Source organism: Pseudoxanthomonas sp. 97-1-1, assembly GCF_057773125.1.
This window is the reverse complement of the sequence record NZ_JBYMTJ010000002.1, coordinates 821,425-846,170: the sequence shown is the minus strand read 5'-3', so window position 1 is coordinate 846,170 and position 24,746 is coordinate 821,425. Positions and strand designations below refer to the sequence as shown.

Genomic DNA, 24,746 nt, shown 5'->3' with positions numbered 1-24,746 from the left:
GTCGGTCACCTGTGCTCCATCCTGTCTTTCCACGCATCCTTGAATTCCGCCCACCAGTAGCCGAGCTGCGCGCCCATGAAGCCGGCAGGTTTCAATGCGGATACCAGCCCATAGTCCGAAAACTCACGCCAGCGCGGATCTTCCTGGGCGATGGCGCTGGCGATGATCTCCCCGGCGAACGTGGTGGGTGCCACGCCGTGCCCGCCGAACGCCTGCGCAACCCACAAGCCGTCCTCCACGCACCCCACCTGAGGCATCTGGTGGCGGGCATAGCTCATCAGGCCCGACCATGCGTAGTCGATGCGGACGCCTTCAAGCTGGGGGAACACCTTCAGCATGTCGCGATACAGCAATCTCCGTACCTCCGCGGCCGACCGGTCCAGCACGGAGATGCGCCCTCCCCACAACAGCCGCGTGTCCGGTAGCGGTCGGTAGTAGTCGAATGCGAACCGGGTGTCGTAGACCGCGGCCTGCGTCGTGAGTGCGTCCTGCATCCGCGCAAGCAGCGGCTCGGTCACCATCACATAGGTGGCGATGGGCAATACGCCCGCGTCCACGCGACGATGCAGGCCGGCAAGATAGCCCCCGCAGGCCAGCACCACATGACGTGCCCTGACCTGCCCCTGTGGCGTGGCCACGCGCCATCCCACGCCATCCCGCACCAGCGCGGTCGCAGGCGAGCGCGCGAACAGAGAAACCCCTTGTTCCTTTGCCACGCGTGCAATGCCGCGCGCGTACTTCAGCGGATGAAAATGGAATGCGTCGGGCTCGAACAGGCCGTCGTGGTAACGGTGCGTCCGGATGTGGCTTCGCAGCGTTTCCTGCGGCATCCATCGCCAGTCCTGACCATATTGATCCGCCAGCAGGCGCTGCCGGCTCCGCAACACCTCCGGATCCTTGAACCAGTTGGCCCAGATGATCCCGGCGTGCGTGTCGTCGCAGGCAATGGCATGGCGCGTGATGCGTTGCCGGATCAGGTCGACAGCATCCGTTGTGCCGTCATAAAGAGCCCTTGCGCGCTGGGCACCCAGGTCGTGCAGGAGCGCGTCCTCACCCCGCGAGAATCCGCCGAACACGAAGCCCCCGTTGCGACCCGAGGCACCATACCCGGCCGCTTCGGCCTCGAGCAGCACGACATCACGGACGCCCCTCTCCGACAGGCCCAGCGCGGTATTGAGCCCGGCAAACCCGCCGCCGACGATGCAGACCGATGCATCCACGCTCCCGTGCAGAACTGGCGATACCGGGACCGCGCCAGCCGTATCGAGATAGTAGCCGGCCCCGGAGGTGTCGACCGCAGACATGGCATCCATCGAGTGACTCGAGGCGAAGGGTTTCGATCAGACGTTCGGCAACGCGGAACCCTACTCGAGTTCCCGCACGCCCAGTTCGGCCAGGGCATCCTGCATCATGACGCGTGCCGCATCACTGAGTTTCTCGTGGTCGAGTGCGTAGCGGATGGTCGCTTCGATGAGGCCGATATGCGTACCGCAGTCGAAGCGGGTGCCCTTGAAGCGATAGGCATGTACCGGTTTTTCCAGCAGCAGCGCCGCGATGGCGTCCGTCAGCTGGATCTCGCCACCGGCGCCCGGCACCGTACCTTCCAGCAAGGCGAAGATGCGCGAATCGAGCACATAACGGCCGACGACCGCCAGATTGCTGGGCGCGACCTCCGGATTCGGCTTCTCCACAATGCCACGGATGCGCCCCTCCCTTCCGGTGAAGGCGTCGGTGGCCACGATGCCGTAACTACCTGTCTGGTCATGCGGCACATCCTGCACAGCGATGACGCTGGCGCCCGTCGTTTCGGCGGCGTCGGCCATCTGCTTCAACGCACCGGGCCCACGGTTCCATATCAAATCGTCGGGCAGCAGGACCGCGAAGGGTTCATCGCCCACGATCGGCTTGGCGCACAGCACGGCATGCCCCAGACCCAGCGCCTCGGCCTGCGTCACGAAAACAGCGCGTACGTGGCTGGGCAGCACATTCCGCACCAGTTCGAGCTGCTCCAGCTTTCCGGCCCGCTCCAGCTTCTGCTCGAGCTCATAGGCCTTGTCGAAGTAGTCGGCAACCGCATGCTTGTAGCGGTTGGTGACGAAGATCAAGGTGTCGCACCCGGCCTCGACCGCCTCATCCACGGCGTACTGGATCAACGGCCGATCGATGATCGGCAGCATCTCCTTCGGCACGGTCTTGGTCGCAGGCAGAAAGCGGGTGCCGAGACCGGCGACGGGAAAAACGGCCTTGCGGATTCTGGCAGTGGTCATCGGGTCCTGCGGGCATCGCGACCTGGGAATACCACGATGTTAGCCGAAGAATCATCCTGGTCGTTTGACAACGGTGCGAACTCGGGAACCGCGATCCGCAGCACCTCTCCCAACTCGTTCGTATCGTACCGGGCATGCGCTGCCCGCATGCGCTGCAGAGCCAGTTCGATGAACTCGGGCGCCACTTCGCGCGCAAGCGCCTTCATGATCTTCGAGTGAGAGGTGGGCTGGTAGCGCTCATCTGCGTGGAAAAGCGTTTCGTGCAGCTTCTCCCCGGGGCGAAGACCGGTGTAGACGATGGCGATATCGCGCCCGGGTTGCCTGCCTGCCAATCGGATCATCTGTTCCGCCAGCAGGCGGATCGGCACCGGATCGCCCATGTCCAACGTGTAGATGGATGCATGCGCTGCGCCTGAAGCGGCCTGCAGGATCAGCTGGCACGCCTCGGGAATGGTCATGAAATAGCGCGTCACGTCCGGATCGGTGACGGTAACCGGCCCGCCCTTGCGGATCTGCTCCCGGAACAAGGGGACTACGCTACCTGCGGAATCCAGGACGTTGCCGAAACGCACCGTGACGTATCGCGTTCCCGAGCGCGCATCATCGAGCGCCTGGCATGCCATCTCCGCAAGGCGTTTGGTCGCACCAAGCACGTTCACGGGATCCACGGCCTTGTCCGTGGAAATCAGCACGAAGGTCGCGACACCCGCTTCACGACACGCACGTGCCACCGTTTCGGTTGCCAGAACATTGTTGCCAACCGCTTCCCGCAGATGCCCCTCAAGTAATGGCACCTGTTTGTAAGCTGCGGCATGGAATACGGCATCCGGCTCTGCAATCTTCAGCGCGTGCTCAATGACGGCCGCATCTCCGCAGTTGCCGAGTATCGGAAGAACCTCAAGATCCGGGAAAGCTCGACGAAGATCGCCCTGGATCGTGATAAGCGCCAGTTCGTCGATTTCAACCAGTGCGATCCGCTGGGCACCATGGCGAGCACATTGCCGGCAGAGCTCCGAGCCGATGGACCCGCCCGCACCGGTCACCATCACGGTCCGTCCGCCCAGCCAGCCCCGGATGAGCTTCCAGTCGGGCGTGACGGATTTTCGGCCAAGCAAGTCCTCGATCGCGACCTCCTTGAGGTCGCCCGGCATGGACTGTCCTTCCAGCACGTTGACCAGTCGGGGCACCATGCGGAAAGGCAGCCCGGTGCTTTCGCAGATCGCCACCACGCGTTGCATCGCCGGCGCATCGAGGGACGGCATGGCGATGACCAGCATGCGGGCAGCGGTTTCGCGCGCAACCGCCGCCGCGTTCTCCAATCCCCCCAGCACGGGAATGCCCTGCAGTTTTGATCCGTGCAACCGTGACGCGTCGTCAAGGAAGGCGACCGGTTGATAGATTCCCGTGCGCCGGAGCTCCCGTACAAGAGCTTCGCCTGCCCGGCCGGCGCCCAAGATCAGCACTCGGGACGCACTTTCGTTGCTGCGGTTGACCTGACTGTCCTTCCATGCGCGGTAAGCGAGCCTGGGCAGGCCAAGGAAACCCACCAGGGCAAACGGGTAGAAGCCCAGCACTGCACGCGGCGTGGAACCGAACCGGTTGTAGAAGAACAGCCCAAGGACAACGCCCAGGAAGCCCAGCGCACACGCCTTCACGATATTCCAGAGGTCTGGAAGACTGGCAAAGCGCCAGAGACCGCGATACAGCCCCATCCACCAGAACACGGCGCCCTGCGCCAACAGAACGATGGCAATCTCGTTCGACCAAAGAGGAAACGCCGGTGCTTGGGCGAGCATTGCGTACCGAAGACGATGCAATACCTGCCAGCACAGCCACACCATCGTCAGATCATGGGCCGCTACCAGAAGGCGCGGCATGAACCCACTCAATCGATCCCGCCAGGACTCCATCAGCTCCGTCTCCGTGTGCTATCAGCTACGCCATCCTCGGCGCAATAAAACCCACAGCGCCCCACCGAACCCGTAGACGGCGATCACCGCGCCCAGGGTGGCTACCACCGTTGTCCGGGGCATGCCATAGATTAACAATAAGGTAACGCCGCCGAACACCATGTAAATCACGGTTACGGCCGCGTGCCCTAATCGACGCGCGCCGATCTGGTAGAGATGGCTCACATGCGGTGTCCACCATTGTTCGCCCCGGAGCATGCGCCCCAGTAACGTGAAGCCTGCGTCGACGAGAAAAGCACACAGGGGCAGCAGCAATAGGGGGACGCTGGCCGATGGCAGCGCAAGGAACGCGGCGGTGGCAAGCCCGGCCAACGCATAACCCAGTGCCCCACTGCCCACGTCCCCCAGGAAGATCCACGCCCTGGGGAAGTTGAAGGGCAGGAAGCCGACGCAGGCCGCCAGCAGCGCCAGGGCAAGCCAGTGCCATGCCCCCACCAGCAAGCCGGCATAGGCCAGTGCCGCCAATGCAGCCTGGCTGGCTGCCAGGCCATTGATGCCGTCCATGAAGTTCCAGACGTTGACCAGCACCATGGTCATCCCAAAAGCCGCCACAGCCGGCAACCACTGCCCGCTTTGCCATCCCGCCGCCGCTGCCAGGCTCAGCGCCGCCACCGCCTGGACCGCCAGTCGCAGCCAGGGCGACAAGGGCCGATGGTCGTCCCACCACCCTATCCCGGCGACAATCAACAGGCCGGGCACGAAGCCCAGCCACAGCACATCCATAGCCTCTGGAATCAGCGCAAGGTACAGGCCTGCAGCCACGAGTACGGCCACAATCGCGATGCCGCCGCCGCGGGGCGTTGCGACGCTGTGACTCCTGCGCTCACCCGGCTGGTCCATGAGGTTGCCGCGCAGGGCGTATCGGCGCGCCAGCCAGGTTCCCACGGCGGCAGCTGCCGCCAGCAGCAGAAGCCAGACGGGCAGGCTCGGCATCAGACGACCGCGTAGTTCAACAGTGGCTTGATCGTGCCCCACTCCTTGCAACTCGGGCATTGCCAATGATGCGTCCTGGCGCCGAAGCCGCACTGGGTGCACCGGTAGCTCGGATTCCGCACCAGCAGTTGATCGGTGATGTGCTTGAGATCATGCAGCGTGGCCGACGCGTCCGCACCTTCCGCCAGCGTGAGGTCGATCAGTGCCGCTTCGCCGCGCACGGACGGCCGGTCCTTGAGCTGACGTGCAAGGTAGGCCCGTGCGGCGGCAACGCCGTCTTGCCGTTCGACCAGGCGCGTCAACGCCAGCACCGGGGCGATTCCCCGGTAGTGCTCGCACATCTCCGACAGGAATGCCCGCGCTCCGGACAGATCACCCACTTGCTCGTAGCCTGCCAGCAGGCTCGGCAACACCTCGGGAAGGTAGTCCGGGTCATGTCGCGCAGCGCGTTCGAACGCGCGAATCGCCGCTTCCGAATTGCCCGCATCGGTTTCAATGCGGCCTTCGAGGATGCCGGCACGTACGCTGCCTGCATCGGCCTGGTAGGCGCGTGCCACCGCTGCCCGGGCGGCTTCGACGCTGTTCGCTGTCCGTTGCCGCTCGGCCAGCTCGCATTCGAACTGGGCGATCAGCTTGCCCATCGGTTCGGTCGTGACCTCTTCGTAGCGTCGCGCGTTGTCGATCGCCTTCTCCCAGTCGCGCTCGGCCTGGTAGATGCCGATGAGGTGCTTGAGCGCCTGCGGAGCACGCTGGTCGATGCGCGCCAGATCGGTGAACACGGTTTCCGCGCGATCCAGAAGGCCGGAACGCATGTAATCCTCGCCCAATGCGAGCAAGGCTTGTACGCGCTGCGCATCACTCAGGTCAGCCCGTTGCACGAGGCCCTGGTGCAGGCGGATGGCGCGATCCACTTCGCCACGACGACGGAACAGGTGGCCCAGGGCAACCTGCGTCTCGAAGGTTTCCTTGTCCAGCTCCGCGATATGCAGGAACAGCTCGATCGCCTTGTCCGGCTGCTCATTGAGCAGATAGTTCAGGCCCCGGAAATAGGTACTCGACAGTCGACTGACCTGTGTGTCGCCGTGACGTTGTCCGCCGCGACGGCCGATGATCCACCCGCTGAGCGCAGCAAGCGGAAGAAACAGGAAGAACCAGAACCATTCGGTCAGGAAAGCCATGGGTTCAGGCACCGCCATCGATGGCCGATGACGTCCCCGCCCCGTTGGCCGCGGGCTGGGCGGCCCGGGTCGCCTTCCTGAGCTTGGCGTACAAAGGCCAGACCAGGGTGGCCAGCACGATCAGGCCGCCGATCACCACCCCCAGCAGCAGGGACAGCATGATGCCGACGCCGGAAGACGTCTGGAATTCGGTGAAAAGGAGTTTCAGCGTGATCGGCTGCGTGTTGAGCACGCCGATGATGAGTCCGTAGGCCAGGAACAACAGTGCGACGACCAGGCGGAACATGTTCATCAGGCGACTCCTTGCGGGATGCGCCTAGCTTAACGGAGTAGACGCGGAACGACACACACGCGTCGATGGCGGGTTATTCCCCGCTTTCCTCGATGGGGGTGACGTCACTGACGCGTTCGCGCAGTTCCTTGCCCGGCTTGAAATGAGGGACATGCTTGGCCGGCAACGCGACCGACTCGCCGGTCTTCGGATTGCGTCCCATCCTGGGCGGACGGTAATGCAGCGAGAAACTGCCGAACCCGCGGATCTCGATACGGTCGCCCTGGGCGAGGGCCCCGCCCATCATCTCCAGCAACGCCTTGACGGCCAGGTCCACGTCCTCGGCCTTGAGGTGCGGCTGGCGGCGGCTGAGGATCTCGATGAGTTCGGATTTGGTCATCGCATGCGGAATTCGGACGGATGAACCCGCGCCGGCCCGGGTACTCCGGGCCGGCGGGGAACGGTACTGCTAGTGGTACTGCAACGGCGCGAGCCGCTTACTCGGACTTGCCACCATCCAGCTGTGCACGCAGCAGCGCGCCCAGACTGGTGGTACCGGTGGAAGCTTCGGCAGCGGACTTGTTGTACTCGGCCAGTGCCTCGGCGGTTTCGGCTTCGTCCTTGGCCTTGATCGACAGCTGCAGCGTGCGGCCCTTGCGGTCCATGCCGATGAACTTGGCTTCGACCTTGTCGCCGACCTTCAGGTGCTGGCTGGCGTCGTCCACGCGGTCGTAGCTGATGTCCCGCGCCATCACGTAGCCTTCGATGCCATCGGCCAGTTCGATCGTGGCGCCCTTGGCGTCCACTTCCTTCACCGTACCTTCGACCTTCGAGCCCTTCGGATGGGTCGCCATGTACTGGCCGAACGGATCCTGCTCCAGCTGCTTCACGCCCAGGCTGATGCGCTCGCGCTCCGGATCGACCGCCAGCACCACGGCTTCCAGCGTGTCGCCCTTCTTGAAGTTGCGCACGATGTCTTCGCCGGTGGTGTTCCAGCTGATGTCGGACAGGTGGATCAGGCCGTCGATGCCGCCGTCCAGGCCGATGAAGATGCCGAAGTCGGTGATCGACTTGATCTGGCCAGACACCTTGTCGTTCTTCTTGTGGGTGGCCGCGAAGGTTTCCCACGGATTGGCGGCAACCTGCTTCATGCCCAGCGAGATGCGGCGACGCTCTTCATCCACGTCCAGCACCATCACTTCGACTTCGTCACCGACCTGCACGACCTTGGACGGATTGACGTTCTTGTTGGTCCAGTCCATTTCGGAGACGTGCACCAGACCTTCGACGCCCGGCTCGATCTCGACGAACGCGCCGTAATCGGTGACGTTGGAGACCTTGCCGAACACGCGGCTGTTGGCCGGGTAACGGCGGGCGATGTTGTCCCACGGATCTTCGCCCAGCTGCTTCAGGCCCAGCGAGACGCGGTTGCGCTCACGGTCGTACTTCAGCACGCGGACATCCAGCTCCTGGCCGACTTCCACGACTTCGGACGGATGGCGCACGCGCTTCCAGGCCATGTCGGTGATGTGCAGCAGGCCGTCGATGCCGCCCAGGTCGACGAACGCGCCGTAGTCGGTGAGGTTCTTGACCACACCCTTCAGCACCACGCCTTCCTGCAGCTTGTCCATCAGCTGCTCGCGCTCTTCCGAGTGCTCGCTCTCGACCACCGCGCGGCGGGAGACGACGACATTGTTGCGCTTGCGGTCCAGCTTGATGAGCTTGAACTCCAGCTCCTTGCCTTCCAGGTAGCCGGGATCGCGCACGGGGCGCACATCGACCAGCGAACCCGGCAGGAATGCGCGGACGTCCTTGATGTCGACGGTGAAACCACCCTTGACCTTGCCGCTGATGCGACCGGTGATGGTTTCGTTCTTCTCCAGGGCTTCTTCCAGCTCGTCCCACACCATGGCGCGCTTGGCTTTCTCGCGCGAGAGGACGGTTTCACCGAAGCCGTTTTCGAGGGAGTCGAGTGCGACCTTGACTTCGTCGCCCACGCCCACGTCGATTTCACCGGCGTCGTTCCGGAACTGTTCGATCGGCACGATGCCTTCGGACTTCAGGCCCGCGTTGATCACCACCACGTCGTTGCGGACTTCCACGACGACGCCGGTGACGATCGCGCCCGGCTTCAGCTTGGCCAGATGGGTCTGGCTCTGTTCAAACAGTTCGGCAAATGATTCGGTCATTGAAAAATACTCGGTTGATGACACAGACCGGGCGCACCTGAAGATGCACCGCGATCCACCCGTTGTCGGCCGGCGCGGGATTGCGTGTGGCCGTGAGTGTTGTGGTTGTTGAACCGCACGGAGGATTCCGGGCGGACCTTCTGCTGGGCGGGAGCCTAGTCCGCGCGCGCCGGCACCAAAGCCAGCACGCGTTCGACGACGGCATCGATGCCTAGGCCGGTGGTGTCGATGAGGACGGCGTCTTCGGCCGGCCGCAGGGGCGCCACCGCGCGCTGGGCGTCACGGGCGTCACGGGCGAGGATCTCGCGCAGCAGACCGTCGATTGTGACCGAAACCCCTTTGTCTTTCAACTGCTTATAGCGCCTTTCCGCCCGTTCGTCGGCACTGGCGGTCAGGAACACCTTGTAAGGAGCATCCGGGAAGATGACGGTCCCCATGTCCCGCCCATCGGCCACCAAGCCGGGCGGGCGGCGAAAAGCCCGCTGGCGCTCCTTCAGAGCGGACCGCACCTCGGGAATGGCCGCAATGGCGGACGCGAGGGCACCCGTGGTTTCCAGGCGCAGTTCGTCCGTGGCGTCCAGGTCATCCACGATGACCCGGAGGCCCTGCTCCGTTTCGCGGAAGCTGACGCTGGTATCGAAGGCACACCGGACCAGGGCGGCAGGATCGGAGATATCCAGATCGGCCCAGCTTGCCGCCACGCCAACCGCACGGTACAGCGCCCCGGAGTCGAGGTAATGCCAGCCGAGTCGGCCAGCCACCAGCCGGCTCACCGTACCCTTGCCCGCCCCGGAGGGGCCATCGATGGTCAGGACAGGTGAGGTATCGGACATGGGGTCTCCTGAGGGGTTTGGGGCGGCATTATGATGTCGACCATCGCGCGCGGGACACCTTCGGCGCCGTGTTGACGGAAGGCTCAGTGCAACCGCTTGATATGCCAGCGGAATTGCCGTTAGAATAGCCGGCTTCGTTCCACCCCATACTCTTTTACGCCGAGGTTCATCTCATGAAGGTCCTGTCCTCCCTGAAGTCGGCGAAGGCCCGTCACCGCGACTGCAAGGTGGTCCGCCGCCGCGGCAAGGTCTTCGTGATCTGCAAATCCAACCCGCGTTTCAAGGCGCGCCAGCGCTGAGGAACGGCACTGCCGGCCACGGCCGGCAATGCATCAAAAGCCGCCTCCGGGCGGTTTTTTGTTGTCCTGCTTTTGTTATAAAAGGCAGATCACCCAGGGGAATCCCACCATGAGCCGTCGCGCCCTCGCACTTCCGTTGATCGCCCTGCTCGGCCTTGCCGGCCCGGCCTTCGCAGATACCCTGCTGATAGAGCGCGCCCAGGAAACGCCCGCGGCGGCGGCCCCGGTGCGTGGACAGACGGCAGCCGACGTCGAAGCCCGCTTCGGCGCTCCGCAACAGAAGCTTGAGCCACGCGGTGGCCAGAAGCGGCAATGGCCGGTGATCCATCGCTGGGTCTATCCCGGTTTCACGGTCTACTTCGAGAAGAGCCGCGTCATCGACGTGGTGCTGAACAAGGCTACCGCCGAAGAAATCGGCCCCAAGCCCCCCATCCGCTGACCGGCGACTTTCGCGCCCCGCAATCCCATGACCGATGCCTATCGCTTTCCCGCGGAGTGGGAGCCCCAGTCCGCGATCCTGATCGCTTGGCCGCACGCCGAGACGGACTGGGCCGACCGCCTTGCCGATGTCGAGGAAACCTACGTCGCCCTGGTGGCCGCCATCACCCGCTTTCAGCCGGTGGTCATCTGCGTCGCCGACGACGACCTGCAGACCTATGCCGAAGCCCGACTGCGCTCCGCGCGCGTAGCCATGGATCGCGTGCGCTTCATCCCGGCCGAATACGACGACACCTGGCTGCGCGATTCCGGCCCCATCACCCTGCGCGATGGCGGCCGCTTCAAGCTGCTCGACTTCCGTTTCACCGGCTGGGGCGGCAAGTACGAAGCCAGCCGCGATGACCGACTGGTCGGCGAACTGTCGGGCATGCAGTTGTTTCATAACTATTTCGTCCAAAGCATTGATTTTGCTTTGGAAGGTGGCGCCATTGAAACCGACGGTGCGGGCACCTTGCTGACGACATGGCAGTGTCTGCACGAGCGGCATCCCGACACGTCGCGCGAGGATCTGACCGACAAGCTGGCGCGCTGGCTGAAGCAGGACCGCGTGCTGTGGCTCGACCACGGCTATCTGGAAGGTGACGACACCGACGCTCACATCGACACCCTCGCCCGCTTTGCGCCCGGTGACGCCATTGTTTACCAGGCCTGCGACGACGTCGACGACGTGCATCACGTGGAACTGCAGGCCATGGCAGCCGACATCGCCGCCCTGCGTACCGCCGATGGCCGTCCGTACCGTTCCTTCCCGCTGCCGTGGGCGCAGCCGGTGATCGACAACGGCCGCCGGCTTGCGGCGTCGTACGCGAACTATCTGATCATCAATGGCGCGGTGCTGATGCCGGCCTACGGCGATCCCGCCGACGATCAGGCCGCTGCCATACTTGCGGAAGCCTACCCGGATCGCGAGATCGTGCAGGTGCCTTGTCGGGCCTTGATCTGGCAGAACGGCAGCCTGCACTGCATCACCATGCAGCTGCCTGCAGGACTTCTGGGCTGAAGCATCGCCGCGCGTCACGGTTCATGGCACCGTGACGTCAGTTGGGCGTAGATTGAACGCTTCGTTTACATCTCGCCCAACACGATGCCGGATAACCACCGTTTCCCATTGATCGAGGAGACGGCCGTGTATTCACGACGCAAGTTCCTGACGACCACTGCGCTGGCCACGGCCGGCCTTGGCCTGGCCGCCTGCCGGGACGCGGCGCAGGCGGGCGGGGTCGGCGCGGCGCCCGCTGCTCCCTCGTCCGAAGCCGTTTCCGGCGCGTTGAACACCCGCCTCGTCCCGTCGACCGGCGAGCGGGTTCCCGTCATCGGCATGGGCACGTCCGGCAGTTTCGAAGTCGGCCAGAGCGCTGCCGAACTCGATCCACTGCGTGAAGTGCTGAAGCGGTTCTTTGCCGCAGGCGCCACGCTCATCGACACCGCCCCCACCTACAGCGTCGCCGAAGACGTCATGGGTGCGCTGCTGGCCGAACAGGAACTCACCAGCAAGGCCTGGCTGGCCACCAAACTGTCCGGCGTGACCGGACGCGAAGCCGGCATGGCCCAGTTCGAAGACACGCTGCGCCGGCTGAAGACCGACAAGGTGGCGCTGCTGCAGGTCCACAACCTGGGCGACCTGAAGACCCAGATGGCCGTGGCACGCGAACTGAAGGCGCAGGGCAAGGTGAAGTACGTGGGCGTCACGCACTACGTGGAGCGTGCGCAGGACGAACTCGCGGATGTCGTGCAGGCCGAGAAGCCCGACTTCCTGCAGATCAACTATTCGGTCGCCAGCCGCGGTGCGGAGAAGCGCGTATTGCCGCTCGCGCAGGATCTCGGCGTGGCGGTGCTGATCAACCGCGCGTTCGAAGACGGCAAGCTGTTCGTGCAGGTGAAGGACAAGCCCGTGCCCGAGGCGCTGGCAGACGCCGGTGTGACCTCGTGGGCGCAGGCGTTCCTCAAGTTCGCATTGAGTCATCCGGCGGTCACGGCGGTGATCCCCGCCACCGGCAAGCCCGACCGCCAGAGCGACAATCTCAAGGCCGGTACAGGTCCGGACCTGACGCCTGCGCAGCGTGACGTCCTGATCGCCGCACTGGCCTGAATCGATGACGCCATCCTCCCCGCCTGCGCCGGGCGCCGCGTCACGGTTCGCCGCCCTGTTCAACGTGCGCCCGCACGAAACGCCGGTCGTGATGGCCGGACTGGTGATGTTCTTCCTGTTGTTCGCAGGCTACTTCATGCTGCGGCCGATCCGCGAAACGATGGGCGTCGCAGGAGGCGTGGACAACCTGCAATGGCTGTTCACCGGTACGTTCGTCGCCACGCTGGCGGTGCTCCCGGCCTATGGCTGGATCGCCTCGAAAGTGTCACGGCGGCGCATCGTGCCCTGGGTGTTCGGCGTGGTCGTGGCCAGCCTGCTCGGCTACGGGGGCGCCATGCTCGCGCGGCCCGACGATGTGTGGCTGGCGCGCACGTTCTACATCTGGGTATCGGTCATCAACCTGCTGATGATCTCGCTGGCATGGAGCGTGCTTGCCGACGTGATGGACAGCCACGAAGCCAAGCGCCTGTTCGCGCTGATCGCCGGTGGCGCCAGCCTGGGCGGCCTGGTGGGCCCCCTGCTGACCACGCTGCTGGTCAAACCATTGGGGCATGGCGGCCTGATGGTGCTGTCGGCCGTACTGATCGGCGCCAGCGCTGCCACCGCCACCTGGCTGCATCGCTGGCGTGATCGCCATCCGCTGCCAGCCGGCGCCATGTCTTCGGACCAGCGACGGCGACCACTGGGAGGAAATCCTTTCGCCGGCGCGACGGCGGTGTTCCGCTCACCCTACCTGCTGGGTATCGCGCTCTTCGTGCTGCTGCTGGCGACAGTGACCACGTTCCTCTATTTCGAGCAGGCCAAGCTGGTGGCCGAGCGCTTCGCGGACAAGGAAGAGCAGACCCGGGTGTTCGGCCTGATCGACACGGTCGTGCAGACACTGGCGATCCTCAGCCAGTTGTTCATCACCGGCCGGATCGCACAGCGGCTGGGCGTGGGCGTGTTGCTGGTGGCGGTGCCGATGATCGTCGCCGCAGGCTTCCTCTGGCTGGCATTGGCGCCGGTGTTCGCGGTTTTCGTGGTGGTGATGGTGGTGCGGCGCGCGGGCGAGTACGCCTTCGTGCGCCCGGGTCGCGAGATGCTCTATACCGTGGTGCCCGCAGAACAGAAGTACAAGGCGAAGAACTTCATCGACACCGTGGTCTACCGCGGCGGCGATGCACTCAGCGGCTGGGTCAAGCGTGCGCTGGATGTCCTGGCCGAACACCCGGCCGCAGCGATGTTCATCGGTGCGGGCGTGGCTGTTGCATGGGCGATGACTGGCGCGGCGCTCGGACGGCGGCAAACGGAGCTGGAAGCGTCGCGCGACGCCACCTGAGCCTCGCGTTCACCGGCGGGCTGCCTGCCGTCACGGTGGACGCGGTACCATGCGCCCCTCCCCGTCCATGCTCCTCGACGCACGATGATCCGCACCACCCTGCCCGTTGCCCTGATCCAGGAAAAGAACCACGGCGACGCCGACGCCAACCTGTCGGTGATCGAGGCGCGCGTGGCCGAGGCCGCCAAGCGTGGTGCGAGACTGGTGCTGCTGCAGGAACTGCACAACGGCGCCTATTTCTGCCAGCACGAGTCGGTGCACGAATTCGACCTGGCCGAGCCGATCCCCGGCCCGAGTACGGAGCGCCTGGGTGCGCTGGCGAAGCAGCACGGCGTGGTGCTGGTGTCTTCACTCTTCGAGCGCCGCGCCGCCGGGCTGTACCACAACACCGCCGTCGTCTACGAAAAGGACGGCAGCATCGCGGGCAAGTATCGCAAGATGCACATCCCGGACGATCCGGGGTTCTACGAGAAGTTCTACTTCACGCCCGGCGACATCGGCTTCACCCCTATCGACACCTCGGTCGGCCGCCTCGGCGTACTGGTCTGCTGGGACCAGTGGTACCCCGAAGCCGCGCGCCTGATGGCGCTGGCTGGCGCGGACGTGCTGCTGTACCCGACCGCGATCGGGTGGGATCCGGATGACGGGCAGGCCGAGAAGAACCGCCAGCGCGATGCGTGGGTGTTGAGTCATCGCGGTCATGCCGTCGCCAACGGCCTGCCCGTACTGAGCTGCAATCGCATCGGCCATGAAGCGTCACCGCTGGGCGCCTCCGGCATCCAGTTCTGGGGCAACAGCCACGTGTTGGGTCCGCAAGGCGAGTTCATCGCCGAAGCCGGCACCGAAGCGACCATCCTGATGGCCGAGGTCGACATGGCGCGCAGCGAACACGTGCGCCGCATCTGGCCGTTCCTGCGCGACCGCCGCATCGACGCATACGGCGACCTGCTCAAGCGCTACATCGACTGAGGCCCGCGCGTGCCGCTGACCGTCCGTGACGCCACGCCGGCCGACGTGCCGGCGATCACCGCCCTGTACGCCGCGGAAGTCCGCGACCACGTCAACACCTACGAATACGACGTCCCCGACGACGCCGAGATGGCGCGCCGCATGCAGGGCGTGCTCGACGCCGGCTATCCCTACCTGGTGGCGGAACTCGACGGCGAATTCGTCGGCTATGCCTACGCCAGCAGCTACCGCGCGCGCGCGGGCTATCGCAAGACCGTCGAGAACTCCGTCTACGTCCTGCCCGGCCGGCAAGGCCAGGGTATCGGCGCTGCGTTGATGCAGGCACTGATCGACGCCTGCGAGACACGCGGCTACCGGCAGATGATCGCCGTGATCGGCGAACCCACCAACACCGCCTCCATCCGCCTGCACGAGAAATTCGGTTTCACCCTGATCGGCGTCTTCCGCGGCATCGCCTGGAAGCAGGACCGCTGGCTGGATACCGTGCAGATGCAGCGCACCCTCGGCGCCGGTACCACCGCGCCCCCGCAAGACGAATGACACCATGACCGACACCACGACCGCCCTCGCCGACCCGCTGCACGGGCAACCCCACGACATCATCGAACGCGACGGCGTGCGCTTCACCCTGCTCGGCACAGCGCACGTCTCGCGCGCCAGCGTCGATGCGGTGCGCGCGGCGGTGGCCAGCGGCGACTACGACAGCGTGGCGGTGGAACTGGACGCCGGCCGCCTGCAGTCGTTGACCGATCCCGACACACTGGCGCGGCTGGACCTGGTGAAGGTGGTCCGCGAGGGCAAGACGCACCTGTTCGCCGCGAATCTCGCACTGGCCGCCTACCAGCGGCGCCTGGCCGAACAGCTGGGTGTCGAGCCGGGCGAAGAGCTGAAGGCCGGCGCACTCGACGCACAGGCGCGCGGGCTGCCCGTCCACCTGATCGATCGCGAAGTGGGCCTGACCTTCAAGCGCGCGCTGCAATCGCTGGGCTGGTGGCAGCGCACCAAGGTGGGCGCCGGCATCCTCGCCAGCATGTTCGGTGACGAAGAAGTCGGTGACGACGAAATCGAGAAGCTCAAGCAGGGCGACATGCTGGAGTCGAGCTTCGGCGAGTTCGCCGCCGAAAGCCCTCAGCTGTACCAGGCCATCATCGCGGAGCGCGACCAGTACATGGCCTCCGCATTGCGCCAGGTGGCCGCAGGCAAGCCCGCCGGCGCGGCGGTGCCCTACCGTGTCCTCGCCGTGGTCGGTGCCGGCCACCTGCCCGGCCTGGCCCGCCACCTGAAGGACGACACCGCCGACCCGGTTGAGCTGCGCCGTTTGCTCGAAGTCGTCAAACCCAAGTCGCGCGTGCCGTGGATGGAACTGGTGATCGGCGTGTTCCTCGTGGGGGGCTTCGCCTGGGGTTTCTGGCAGGGTGGCGTGGACGTCGGTTCGGATCTGCTGCTGCAGTGGGTGCTGGCCACCGGCGTGCTCGGCGCCATCGGCTGTGCGATTGCAGGCGGGCATCCGCTCAGCATTCTCGCGGCCTTCATATCATCGCCGCTCACGCCGCTGCATCCCGCGCTTGCGTCGGGTACCGTCAGCGCCTTCGTGGAAGCAACCTTGCGCAAGCCCACCTATGCCGACTTCATGGCGTTGCGCGACGATGTCCAGACGATGCGTGGCTGGTGGAAGAACCGCGTGGCGCGCGTCCTGCTGAACTTCTTCCTCACCAGCCTGGGCACTGCCATCGGCGTGTGGACCGGGGGATTGAGGATGCTCGGCAAACTGGTCGGCTGAGCTGGACTTGAGACGAAAAAAGAGCCGGGCAATGCCCGGCTCTTTGCTTTCCGCTCTCGTCACTCCACGTGCAGGGCTGCCACGCTTGCCGCCGCAGGCGCATCGCCACGACGCTGCTTGGCTCGGCCGATCGCACGCGAGGTGCCACTGCGCATGTCGTCCAGGATCGCGTAGATCGTGGGCAGGAACAGCAGGCTGACCACCGTCGAGAACGCCAGGCCACCGGCGATGGCCCGTGCCATCGGGGCGTAAGCCGGGCCGTCGCCCGCCATCTGGGTGTTCGCCATCGCGATGGGGACCATCGCCAGGATCGCCGTGCCCATCGTCATCAGGATGGGTCGCAACCGCTCGCGACTGCCTTCCACCAGCGCATCCGTGCGCGACATGCCGCGTCGTCGCAGGTTGTTGATGTGCTCGACCATCACGATGCCGTTGTTCACCACCACGCCCATCAGCACCAGGATGCCGATGAAGGACATGATGCCGAACGTGGTGCCCGTCAGCGCGAACAGCCAGAACACGCCGAACACGGAGAACAGCACGCCGCTCATGATGGCCGCCGGGAACAGCAGCGATTCGAACACCGCGGCCATGACGACGTAGATCATCACAAGGGCGAGGGCGGTCTTGAACAGCATCTGCCCCATCGCCTCGTCGTCTTCCTGGAAGGCGCTGCCATCAAATGAATAGCTGTAGCCCGCGGGGAACGACATGCCCTCCAGCGTTTCCTCCATCGCCTTGCGCGCATCCGGCACGGTGACCTTCTCGGCCAGGTTGGCCTGCACGGTCACCGTGGTCTGGCGGTTGGTGCGCTGGATCTGCGTGGCTGACGGCGTGATGCCCACGTCGACCAGACTCAGCAGCGGCACCGTGCGGCCATCCGGCGAACGCACCATGAAACCGGCCAGGTCTTCGGTGCCGTAGTCTTCGGCACCTGCAAAGCGCACCCACACCGGCACTTCGGTCTCGCCGCGGCGGAACTCGCGCAACGGCGCGCCACGCAGGGCCAGGCCCACGAAACTCGCCACTTGCTGGGACGTGAAGCCGAAGGCTGCGGCCCGCTCGCGATCGACGCGCACGTTCAACTCGCTGTTCTGGTCGCCGACATCGACGCGTACGTCGCGCAGTTCCTTGCGCTTGGCCAGGATCGGAATCAGGTCGTCCGCGATCTCTGCCAGGGTCTGGGTCGAATCGCCGACCAGCTGGAACGACACGCTCTGGCCGGGTTGGCCGCCGCCGCCCTGGTTGCCACCGTCGCCCCCGATGCCGATGTTGGCGCGGGCCGACTTCGGCAGGTCCTTGCGCAACTGCTCGACGATCGGCTTGGTCTCGCTGGCCTTTTCGGTGTCGAACTTGACCTGGGTTCCACCCCAACCCTGCTCGCTGAAGTACGAATAGATCTGGCTGATGCGGTACTTCTTGCGGTTGGCGTCCAGGAACTGTTCGACCTTGAGGATCTCGGCCGACATCTGCTCCTTGGTGTAGGCGCCCTTCCACTGGTAGTAGAGCTCCGCCTCGCCGCCGCCGTCGTTGCCGAACATGTCGAACTTGGTCATCTTCATGGGCACGAAACTGACCACGATGATGAGCAGGATGCCCAGCACGCTCCAGCCACGATGTTCCAGCGTCCAGCGCAGGAACCCTGCGTAGCGCTTCTGCATGCGCGGGATGATGCCGGTCTCGCTGCGCACCTGGGGGGGCGTCTTCAACCGGGCCGAGATCATCGGGATCAGGCTGACCGCGACCAGCCACGAAGCCAGCAGCGACACCGAGATGGTGATCGCGATCTGGCCCAGGTAGATGCTCAGGAAGTTGCGCTCGCCGAACAGGTTGGGCACGAACACGATGCAGTGGCACAGCGTGCCCGCCGACAGCGCGATCGCCACGTGGCGGGTGCCGATAATCGACGCCCAGATGGGGTTGTCCGGGTACTTCTCGCGTTCCTGGTAGATGCTCTCGACCACGACGACGGCGTTGTCCACCAGCATGCCGATGGCCAGCAGCAGGCCCATCATCGACAGGATGTTGAGCGTCACGCCGGCGAAGTACATGAAGCCCAGCGTCATCACGAAGCAGATCGGAATCGCCAGCGTCACCATCGACACCGAAGGCCAGTGGCGCAGGAAGAACCACAGCACCACGATCGAGAGGACCAGGCCGATCGCGCCGGCTTCCGCCAGTTCCAGCAACGAGGAGGTGACGTTGTCGCCCTGGTTCTCGATGATCTTGACCTGGATGTCGCTCATCTCCGGCTGGGCACGGATCGATTCGACCTCGGCCAGCGCGTTGCTGGACACCTCGACCAGGTTGGCGTTGCGTTCCTTGAAGATGTCCAGGCCGACGGCGGGCTGGCCGTCCAGCCGGCGACCGTAGTCCATCCGGGCCGGCTTCAGGCGCACATCGGCGATGTCGCCCAGGCGCACGTTGCCCGCACCGACGATCAGGTCGCGCAGCTGCTGCAGATCGGTCAGCTCGCCGACGGGCTGCACGCGCAGGCGCTGCGGGCCGTCGCTGATGACACCCGCGGAGATGGAGAAATTGACCGCCTGCAGCCGCGTCGTCAGATCATTGAGGCTCAGGTTGTGCGCGGTCAGGCGATCCTGGTTGATCGCGATCTCCACCTCGTTCGGCGGCGCGCCCGACACTTCCACGCGGGCTACGCCAGGGATGCGCTCGATGCGGCGCTTGAACTCGCGCTCGATCATGTCGTACGCGCCGGTCAGGTCGGTCTTGCTGGCCAGGCGCACCCGCAGCACCGGCTGATCGGTGGTCGAGAACTTGAAGACGAAATAGCGCTGCAGATCGTCCGGCAGGTCGTCGCGGATCGCGTCCAGGCGCTCGCGCGCTTCCGACGCGGCGATGGCGACGTCGCGGTCCCAGTCCGAGAACTGGATGAAGATCTGGGCACCGTCCGCTTTCGCGTTGGACTCCATCCGCTTGATGCCGGCCATCGTCGACAGCGCTTCCTCGGCCGGTCGCAGCACCGTGCGCTCCACTTCCTCCGGTGTCGAGCCGGTATATGGCAGCGACACGAAGATGAAAGGCGGCGAGACCTCGGGGAAGGCTTCCAGCGGCAGCCGGATGGCCGCGATCAGGCCGATCACGAACAGCGAGATGAAGAACATCACCGCCGTCACGGGCCGCTTGATGCTGAACTCCGCGACGCTCATGCGGGTTCGCCCTCCCCGACCGGTGGCAGTGCCGCGCCCTTGCGAGCGCGGCGTCCGCGCTCGAGGTAGTAGTCATCGGCGCGGCGGTCCAGCAGGTCGTAGACGACCGGGATCACCAGCAGGGTCAGCAGGGTCGAGATCAGCAGGCCGCCGATCACGGTGATCGCCATCGGCGAGCGCACTTCGGCACCCTCGCCCATCGCGATCGCCAGCGGCAGGAAGCCGAACAGCGTGCACAAGGTCGTCATGATGATCGGCCGCAGTCGCGAACGGGCACCCTCGACCAGCGCCTCGCGCTTGGCCACGCCAGCCTCGCGCAACTGGTTGACCTTGTCGATCAGAATGATGGCGTTCTTGGTCACCAGGCCCACCAGCAGGATCAAGCCGATGAACACCACCACCGAGACCGCCGAGCCGGTCAGGAACAGGGCGCCCACGGCACCGACCAGCGCCAGCGGAATGGTGAACAGGATGACGAAAGGATGCAGCAGTGATTCGAACTGCGACGCCATCACCAGGTAGACCAGGAAGATCGCCAGGCCGAAGGCGAACATCAGCGAGTTGACCGATTCGGCCAGTTCTTCGCCCTGGCCGCCGATGTGCATGCCGACGCCAGCGCCCAGCGGATTCTCGGACACCATCTTCTGCACTTCCTGCACCGCGCCGCCCAGGTCGATGTCGCGCAGGTTGGCCGACACGATCGCCACGCGCACCTGGTCGGCGCGGTGGATCTCGCTGGGACCCGTGGTGGCGACGACATCGGCCACGGCCGACAGCGTCACCGGCCGTGCGCTGCCCGGATTGACGATCAGTTGGCGGATGCTTTCCAGCGAAGCGCGATCGGTCTCGCGGGCGCGCACCAGCACGTCGATCTTGCGGTCACGGAAGCTGTAGCGCGTGGCCACTTCGCCGCGCACCTTCTTGACCACCACGTCGGCGATCTGGCGCGTGGTCAGGCCCAGCGCACCGGCGCGTTCCTGGTCGAAGCGGATCTGGATTTCCGGGAAGCCCTGCTCCACCGTCGACTTGACGTCGGCGTAGTGCGGATTCGCACGCAGCAACGCGGCGAGCTTCTGGCCTGCCTGTTCGATGCCGGCCAGGTCCTGGCCGCGCAGTTCGACTTCCAGCGGCGCCGAGAAGCTGAGCAGCTCGGGACGGCTGAAATCGACCTGGGCACCGGGATGGTCCTTCATGGACGCACGCAGGGCCTCGGTTTCGCGGCTTTCGACGTCCTCGCTCCCGCCACCGGCCATCACCACGGTCAGCTTGCCGATGTTCTCGCCGCTCTCGGTGGGATTGGCATCAAGACGGGTACCGCTGCCACTCACGCCGTACAGGGCATGGATGCCTTCGTCCTTGCCGTGCTTGAGCTGCAGTTCGCGGACCAGTGCATCGGTGCGCGCCAGTGGCGTGCCCGGCGGCAGCTTGACCGTCATCTCGAAGCGGTCCTGCGCCAGCTGCGGGATCAGGTCCGCACCCAGCAGCGGCACCAGCAGCATCGCGCCGACGAACGCGGCGGCGGCGAAGCCCAGCACCAGCCAGGGACGACGCAGCGACGCAGGCAACAGGCGCATGTAGCCGGCTTCGGCACGGTTGTAGGGCGCCATCGCCAGGTCGCTGAACTTGCGCATGACCGGGCCGACCACAGCGGCCAGGCCACGCCAGGCGCGGACGACCAGCCAGGCAATGCCGAAGAAGCCGCCGCGGACCGCAGCGCCCACGCCACGGCCGGTGGCTGCCAGCGGCTTCTGCCAGCGCGAATCGGGGCGCCACTGCGGATGCGCCGCTTCGTCGGGGAACGCCAGCGGGGGGCGACCCTTCAACGAACTCAGCATCGGGATCAGTGTCATCGACACCACCAGCGAAATGCCGATGGCGATCGCCACCGTCAACGCCTGGTCGCGGAACAGCTGGCCGGCGATGCCCTGCACGAACACCAGCGGCAGGAACACGGCGATCGTGGTCAGCGTGGACGCCACTACCGCCATGCTGACTTCGCGGGTGCCGACCATCGCGGCCTCGAGGATGCCCAGGCCACGCTCGCGCGCCTTGGCGATGCTCTCCAGCACCACGATCGAGTCGTCGACCACCAGGCCTGTCGCCAACGCCAGGCCGCCGAGCGACATCACGTTGAGGCTGAGGTCCAGCTCGCCCATGAAGAAGAACGTGGTGATGATGGAGACCGGCAGCGACAGGCTGATCACGAACGTGCTCCAGCCATCGCGCAGGAACAGGAAGATGATCAGGATCGCCAGCACGCCGCCGATCATGGCGTCCTTCTGCACGTCCCAGATCGCGTGTTCGATGAACAGCGACTGGTCGTCGATGACGGTCAGCTCGACATCCGGCGGGGTCTGGTTCTTGATCTGCTCCAGCTTGGCTTTCAGCGCCTGCGCCGTCGCCACGGTATTGGCGTCGCCTTCCTTGTAGATCGCCAGCTCGACGGCTTCGCGGCCGCCCAGGCGGATGATCGCTTCGCGCTCCTTGAAGCCCTGGCGCACGTCGGCGACGTCCTTCAGACGGACCGGCATGCCGCCAGCCACCGTCGAACTGCCGCCTGACGATGCACTCTGCACGGAGGCGGCCGCGGCCATCGCTTCGGCCGAGCCGGTCGAGGCCGCGATGGCGGCCATCTGTGCCGCCGCCGACGCCGCGGCGTTGTCGCCACCACTCTGGGTGGTGACCAGCATTTCGCGGATTTCGTTGACCGTGGCGAACTGGTTGACGGTGCGCACCAGGTAGCGCTGCGAACCTTCTTCCAGTCGGCCGCCGGAGATGTTGATGTTCTCCTGCTGCAGGCGCTGGATGACGGTATCGATCGGCAGGTTCAGCTGGGCGAGTTTCTGCTGGTCGATGTCGACCTGGATCTCGTCCTCGAGACCGCCGCCGACCTTGACCGCCGCCACGCCGTCGACGGGCTCAAGCTTCTTCTTCAGGTCGTCGTCCGCGTAGCGGCGCAGCTCGGTGAGCAGGCGCACGGCGTCCGCGTCGTTCTTCGGATCCTGCTTGTTGGCCAGGGCCAGGCGCAGTATCGGCTCGGTCGACGGATTAAAGCGCAGCAGCACCGGTGCCTTCGCTTCCAGCGGCAGCTGCAGCACTTCCATCTTGTCGCGGACTTCCAGGCTGGCCTGGTCCATGTCCGTACCCCAGGCAAACTCCAGCACCACGTCGCTCTGGCCGGTACGCGAGACCGACTTCAGCTTGCGCAGGTTCTTCACCACGCCGACGGCTTCTTCCACCGGCTCGCTGATGAGGGTTTCGATTTCGGAAGGCGCGGCACCGGTGTACTCGGTGCGCACGGTCAGGGTGGGATAGCTCAGGTCGGGCAGCAGGTTGACCTTCAGCGAGAACAACGCGATCACGCCGAACAGGAACATCGTGATCCAGAACATCGCCACGGTGACGCGGCGGCGGGTGGAGAACTCGACCAGTCCGCCACCCATGCTGCCATCGCCGCCCGCCGCGTGGGGTTCGTGCTCCCCGGGAACGTGGCCGGGCGCGCTCATTGCTTGGTTCCGGCAGTCTTGGCGTCCTCGGCCTTGGCCGCCACCTTGGCGGGCTCGGCACCGATCACCTGCACCGCGCTGCCTTCACGCAAGGCCACCTTGCCGGCGGTCACCACCTGGTCGCCGGGCTTCAAGCCTTCGCGCACCTCGATCCACTCACCGTCCACGTAGCCGACCTTGACCGGCACGCGTACCGCCTTGCCATCGCGCACTGCGAACACGGCCGGGTCGCCGTCGTCGAGCAGCGCGACGCGCGGCACCACCAGCGCATCGGCACGCTGGTCGTAGTCGATCTTGATGCGGCCGAACATGCCGGGCTGCAGCACGCCGTCACTGCCGAACGAGCAGACCACGCGGAACGTACCGCTACCGGAGTCGACGACCGGCGAAATGCGGTCCACCGTGCCCTGGAACACCTTGCCCGGCATCGCATCGACGGCCAGCGCCACCGGCAGGCCTGCCTTCAATTTGGAGAGCTCGCGTTCGGAGACGTTCAAGGTGGCTTCCAGACGCGATTCGTCGACGATGCGGATGATCGGCGTGTTGATCTGCACGAAGTTGCCGGTCTTGATGGAGCGCGAGGCCACCACGCCGGAAATCGGCGCGGTCACCGTGGTGTAGGACAGCTCCAGCGCGGCCATGCGGTACATGGCGCGGGCGTTGTCCAGGTCGTACTTGATCTGGTCGACGTCGTTGGCGCTGATCATCTGCTGGCCCACCAGCTGCTGCGCGCGGCGGTAGTTGTTCTCCAGCTTGCGCATCTGCGCTTCGGCCTGGGCCACCTGCAGGCGCAGGCGGTCCGGGTCCAGCCGGACCAGCGCCTGGCCGGCGCGGACCACCTGGCCCTCCTCCACCATCACCGCCAGCGCGACACCGGAAGTCTTGGCGACCACCTGCGACTCGCCCAGCGCTTCCAGCGCCGCCGTGCCGCTGTAGCTGGCGGCCACCGGCCGGTGGCTGACCTTGGCGATCTCCACGGGGACGGCGTCGGGCTCCTTCGGTGCCTCGCCGTTCTTGGCCTGCGCCTCGGGCGTGGGGCCGCCCCCCTTGCAGGCGGACAGGACCAGCAGGCTGCAGAGGACAGGCACCAGCGCCAGGCGCAGGTAGGAATGACCGGAATTGGGGCGGGGTCGGGACATGGGGCGGTACCGTGGTGGTGGTGTTGTGGTGGTGTTGTATCAAGGTATATCACCCCTGAACGACTTCCATGCGCCGAAGGTCATGGTGACTTGCGTCCGGGCCTGTGCTCGGGAAATGACACTTGCCTCTGGACGAAGCGGCGTGCGGAAGTGCGCATCCCCCTCCGTCGAGGTTGCTGGCCGCGCGCGCCCTCTCTGGCGAACGCGGGAACGTAGGCATCGGCGGCAACCATTCGGCGGCACGCGACTTCACGCCACCCGCGCGGAAGCACCGTGCCTGTGCGCGACATTCGGTCGCAGGCTATACTTGCATTCAGCCAAGCGCTGCGGTGGTACG

The 24,746-nt window shown here is 65.5% G+C and carries 20 protein-coding genes; 8 read left to right on the top strand and 12 right to left on the bottom strand.

The genetic code is table 11. The features are described 5' to 3' along the window. Positions 1-5 precede the first annotated feature (5 nt). From AC3DET_RS11185 to cmk, 9 genes are all read right to left on the bottom strand, one after another. Positions 6-1,313, bottom strand: coding sequence for an NAD(P)/FAD-dependent oxidoreductase (locus tag AC3DET_RS11185; RefSeq protein ID WP_488391622.1), 1,308 nt, complete (start codon positions 1,311-1,313; stop codon positions 6-8). A 51-nt stretch (positions 1,314-1,364) separates the two neighbouring features. Then, the gene (gene galU, locus AC3DET_RS11180) at positions 1,365-2,267 is read right to left on the bottom strand and encodes a UTP--glucose-1-phosphate uridylyltransferase GalU (RefSeq protein ID WP_488391621.1); all 903 of its coding nucleotides are present in this window, start codon (positions 2,265-2,267) and stop codon (positions 1,365-1,367) included. Further along, positions 2,264-4,177 (bottom strand): polysaccharide biosynthesis protein, encoded by a 1,914-nt coding sequence (locus tag AC3DET_RS11175; protein WP_192202576.1) that lies wholly within the window; start codon positions 4,175-4,177, stop codon positions 2,264-2,266. Before AC3DET_RS11175 ends, galU begins: the two co-directional genes overlap by 4 nt. A gap of 21 nt (positions 4,178-4,198) precedes the next feature. Continuing rightward, positions 4,199-5,170 carry an MraY family glycosyltransferase gene (locus tag AC3DET_RS11170; RefSeq protein WP_488391620.1) on the bottom strand — a complete coding sequence of 324 codons (972 nt, stop codon included), beginning with the start codon at positions 5,168-5,170 and terminating at the stop codon, positions 4,199-4,201. Continuing rightward, complete coding sequence (gene lapB / locus AC3DET_RS11165) at positions 5,170-6,348, bottom strand: lipopolysaccharide assembly protein LapB (protein ID WP_192202578.1); 1,179 nt, start codon at positions 6,346-6,348, stop codon at positions 5,170-5,172. The genes AC3DET_RS11170 and lapB overlap by 1 nt, the downstream gene beginning before the upstream one ends. Positions 6,349-6,352: 4 nt before the next feature. Further along, a complete protein-coding gene (locus tag AC3DET_RS11160; protein ID WP_192202579.1) occupies positions 6,353-6,640 on the bottom strand; it encodes a LapA family protein in 288 nt (95 codons plus the stop codon). A 73-nt stretch (positions 6,641-6,713) separates the two neighbouring features. Beyond that, positions 6,714-7,019 (bottom strand): integration host factor subunit beta, encoded by a 306-nt coding sequence (locus AC3DET_RS11155; RefSeq protein ID WP_192202580.1) that lies wholly within the window; start codon positions 7,017-7,019, stop codon positions 6,714-6,716. Positions 7,020-7,116: 97 nt separating this feature from the next. After that, positions 7,117-8,808, bottom strand: a complete 1,692-nt coding sequence (gene rpsA, locus AC3DET_RS11150; protein ID WP_337732044.1) for a 30S ribosomal protein S1 — start codon at positions 8,806-8,808, stop codon at positions 7,117-7,119. Between the two features lie 155 nt (positions 8,809-8,963). Continuing rightward, on the bottom strand, positions 8,964-9,641 hold the full coding sequence (cmk, locus tag AC3DET_RS11145) for a (d)CMP kinase (protein ID WP_337732045.1): 678 nt from the start codon (positions 9,639-9,641) through the stop codon (positions 8,964-8,966). A gap of 173 nt (positions 9,642-9,814) precedes the next feature. Here cmk and ykgO point away from each other — a divergent pair, with 173 nt between their 5' ends. The 8 genes from ykgO (at position 9,815) to AC3DET_RS11105 (ending at position 16,594) form a co-directional block, all read left to right on the top strand. Then, positions 9,815-9,940 (top strand): type B 50S ribosomal protein L36, encoded by a 126-nt coding sequence (gene ykgO / locus AC3DET_RS11140; protein WP_010342887.1) that lies wholly within the window; start codon positions 9,815-9,817, stop codon positions 9,938-9,940. A gap of 109 nt (positions 9,941-10,049) precedes the next feature. Beyond that, the gene (locus AC3DET_RS11135; RefSeq protein ID WP_192202582.1) at positions 10,050-10,379 is read left to right on the top strand and encodes a hypothetical protein; all 330 of its coding nucleotides are present in this window, start codon (positions 10,050-10,052) and stop codon (positions 10,377-10,379) included. A gap of 27 nt (positions 10,380-10,406) precedes the next feature. Further along, a complete protein-coding gene (locus tag AC3DET_RS11130) occupies positions 10,407-11,438 on the top strand; it encodes an agmatine deiminase family protein (protein ID WP_488391619.1) in 1,032 nt (343 codons plus the stop codon). 126 nt (positions 11,439-11,564) lie between these two features. Beyond that, the gene (locus tag AC3DET_RS11125; protein ID WP_488391618.1) at positions 11,565-12,527 is read left to right on the top strand and encodes an aldo/keto reductase; all 963 of its coding nucleotides are present in this window, start codon (positions 11,565-11,567) and stop codon (positions 12,525-12,527) included. Between the two features lie 4 nt (positions 12,528-12,531). Beyond that, positions 12,532-13,845: an NTP/NDP exchange transporter gene (locus AC3DET_RS11120; RefSeq protein WP_488391617.1), complete on the top strand. Its 1,314-nt coding sequence runs from the start codon at positions 12,532-12,534 to the stop codon at positions 13,843-13,845. Positions 13,846-13,929: 84 nt separating this feature from the next. Then, on the top strand, positions 13,930-14,814 hold the full coding sequence (locus AC3DET_RS11115; protein ID WP_488391616.1) for a carbon-nitrogen hydrolase: 885 nt from the start codon (positions 13,930-13,932) through the stop codon (positions 14,812-14,814). A gap of 9 nt (positions 14,815-14,823) precedes the next feature. Beyond that, positions 14,824-15,354 (top strand): GNAT family N-acetyltransferase, encoded by a 531-nt coding sequence (locus AC3DET_RS11110; protein WP_488391615.1) that lies wholly within the window; start codon positions 14,824-14,826, stop codon positions 15,352-15,354. Positions 15,355-15,358: 4 nt separating this feature from the next. Next, positions 15,359-16,594 (top strand): TraB/GumN family protein, encoded by a 1,236-nt coding sequence (locus tag AC3DET_RS11105; RefSeq protein WP_488391614.1) that lies wholly within the window; start codon positions 15,359-15,361, stop codon positions 16,592-16,594. Between the two features lie 59 nt (positions 16,595-16,653). Here AC3DET_RS11105 and AC3DET_RS11100 read toward each other — a convergent pair whose 3' ends face one another. From AC3DET_RS11100 to AC3DET_RS11090, 3 genes are read right to left on the bottom strand one after another with little or no spacing between them, the layout of a single operon-like run. Next, positions 16,654-19,764: an efflux RND transporter permease subunit gene (locus AC3DET_RS11100; RefSeq protein ID WP_488391613.1), complete on the bottom strand. Its 3,111-nt coding sequence runs from the start codon at positions 19,762-19,764 to the stop codon at positions 16,654-16,656. Beyond that, entirely contained in the window at positions 19,761-23,270 is a 3,510-nt protein-coding gene (locus AC3DET_RS11095) for an efflux RND transporter permease subunit (RefSeq protein WP_488391612.1), read from the bottom strand. The genes AC3DET_RS11100 and AC3DET_RS11095 overlap by 4 nt, the downstream gene beginning before the upstream one ends. Continuing rightward, positions 23,267-24,409 (bottom strand): efflux RND transporter periplasmic adaptor subunit, encoded by a 1,143-nt coding sequence (locus tag AC3DET_RS11090; RefSeq protein WP_488391611.1) that lies wholly within the window; start codon positions 24,407-24,409, stop codon positions 23,267-23,269. The genes AC3DET_RS11095 and AC3DET_RS11090 overlap by 4 nt, the downstream gene beginning before the upstream one ends. Between the last annotated feature and the right edge of the window lie 337 nt (positions 24,410-24,746).

Excerpts from the sequence above, each read along its gene's own strand:
- AC3DET_RS11105 (WP_488391614.1), top strand. The coding sequence starts at position 15,359 with ATGACCGACACCACGACCGCCCTCGCCGACCCGCTGCACGGGCAACCC.
- AC3DET_RS11090 (WP_488391611.1), bottom strand. The coding sequence starts at position 24,409 with ATGTCCCGACCCCGCCCCAATTCCGGTCATTCCTACCTGCGCCTGGCG.
- galU (WP_488391621.1), bottom strand. The coding sequence starts at position 2,267 with ATGACCACTGCCAGAATCCGCAAGGCCGTTTTTCCCGTCGCCGGTCTC.
- AC3DET_RS11130 (WP_488391619.1), top strand. The coding sequence starts at position 10,407 with ATGACCGATGCCTATCGCTTTCCCGCGGAGTGGGAGCCCCAGTCCGCG.
- rpsA (WP_337732044.1), bottom strand. The coding sequence starts at position 8,808 with ATGACCGAATCATTTGCCGAACTGTTTGAACAGAGCCAGACCCATCTG.
- AC3DET_RS11185 (WP_488391622.1), bottom strand. The coding sequence starts at position 1,313 with ATGGATGCCATGTCTGCGGTCGACACCTCCGGGGCCGGCTACTATCTC.
- AC3DET_RS11155 (WP_192202580.1), bottom strand. The coding sequence starts at position 7,019 with ATGACCAAATCCGAACTCATCGAGATCCTCAGCCGCCGCCAGCCGCAC.
- ykgO (WP_010342887.1), top strand. The coding sequence starts at position 9,815 with ATGAAGGTCCTGTCCTCCCTGAAGTCGGCGAAGGCCCGTCACCGCGAC.
- AC3DET_RS11175 (WP_192202576.1), bottom strand. The coding sequence starts at position 4,177 with ATGGAGTCCTGGCGGGATCGATTGAGTGGGTTCATGCCGCGCCTTCTG.
- lapB (WP_192202578.1), bottom strand. The coding sequence starts at position 6,348 with ATGGCTTTCCTGACCGAATGGTTCTGGTTCTTCCTGTTTCTTCCGCTT.
- AC3DET_RS11170 (WP_488391620.1), bottom strand. The coding sequence starts at position 5,170 with ATGCCGAGCCTGCCCGTCTGGCTTCTGCTGCTGGCGGCAGCTGCCGCC.
- AC3DET_RS11160 (WP_192202579.1), bottom strand. The coding sequence starts at position 6,640 with ATGAACATGTTCCGCCTGGTCGTCGCACTGTTGTTCCTGGCCTACGGA.
- AC3DET_RS11120 (WP_488391617.1), top strand. The coding sequence starts at position 12,532 with ATGACGCCATCCTCCCCGCCTGCGCCGGGCGCCGCGTCACGGTTCGCC.
- AC3DET_RS11135 (WP_192202582.1), top strand. The coding sequence starts at position 10,050 with ATGAGCCGTCGCGCCCTCGCACTTCCGTTGATCGCCCTGCTCGGCCTT.
- AC3DET_RS11095 (WP_488391612.1), bottom strand. The coding sequence starts at position 23,270 with ATGAGCGCGCCCGGCCACGTTCCCGGGGAGCACGAACCCCACGCGGCG.
- AC3DET_RS11100 (WP_488391613.1), bottom strand. The coding sequence starts at position 19,764 with ATGAGCGTCGCGGAGTTCAGCATCAAGCGGCCCGTGACGGCGGTGATG.
- AC3DET_RS11115 (WP_488391616.1), top strand. The coding sequence starts at position 13,930 with ATGATCCGCACCACCCTGCCCGTTGCCCTGATCCAGGAAAAGAACCAC.
- cmk (WP_337732045.1), bottom strand. The coding sequence starts at position 9,641 with ATGTCCGATACCTCACCTGTCCTGACCATCGATGGCCCCTCCGGGGCG.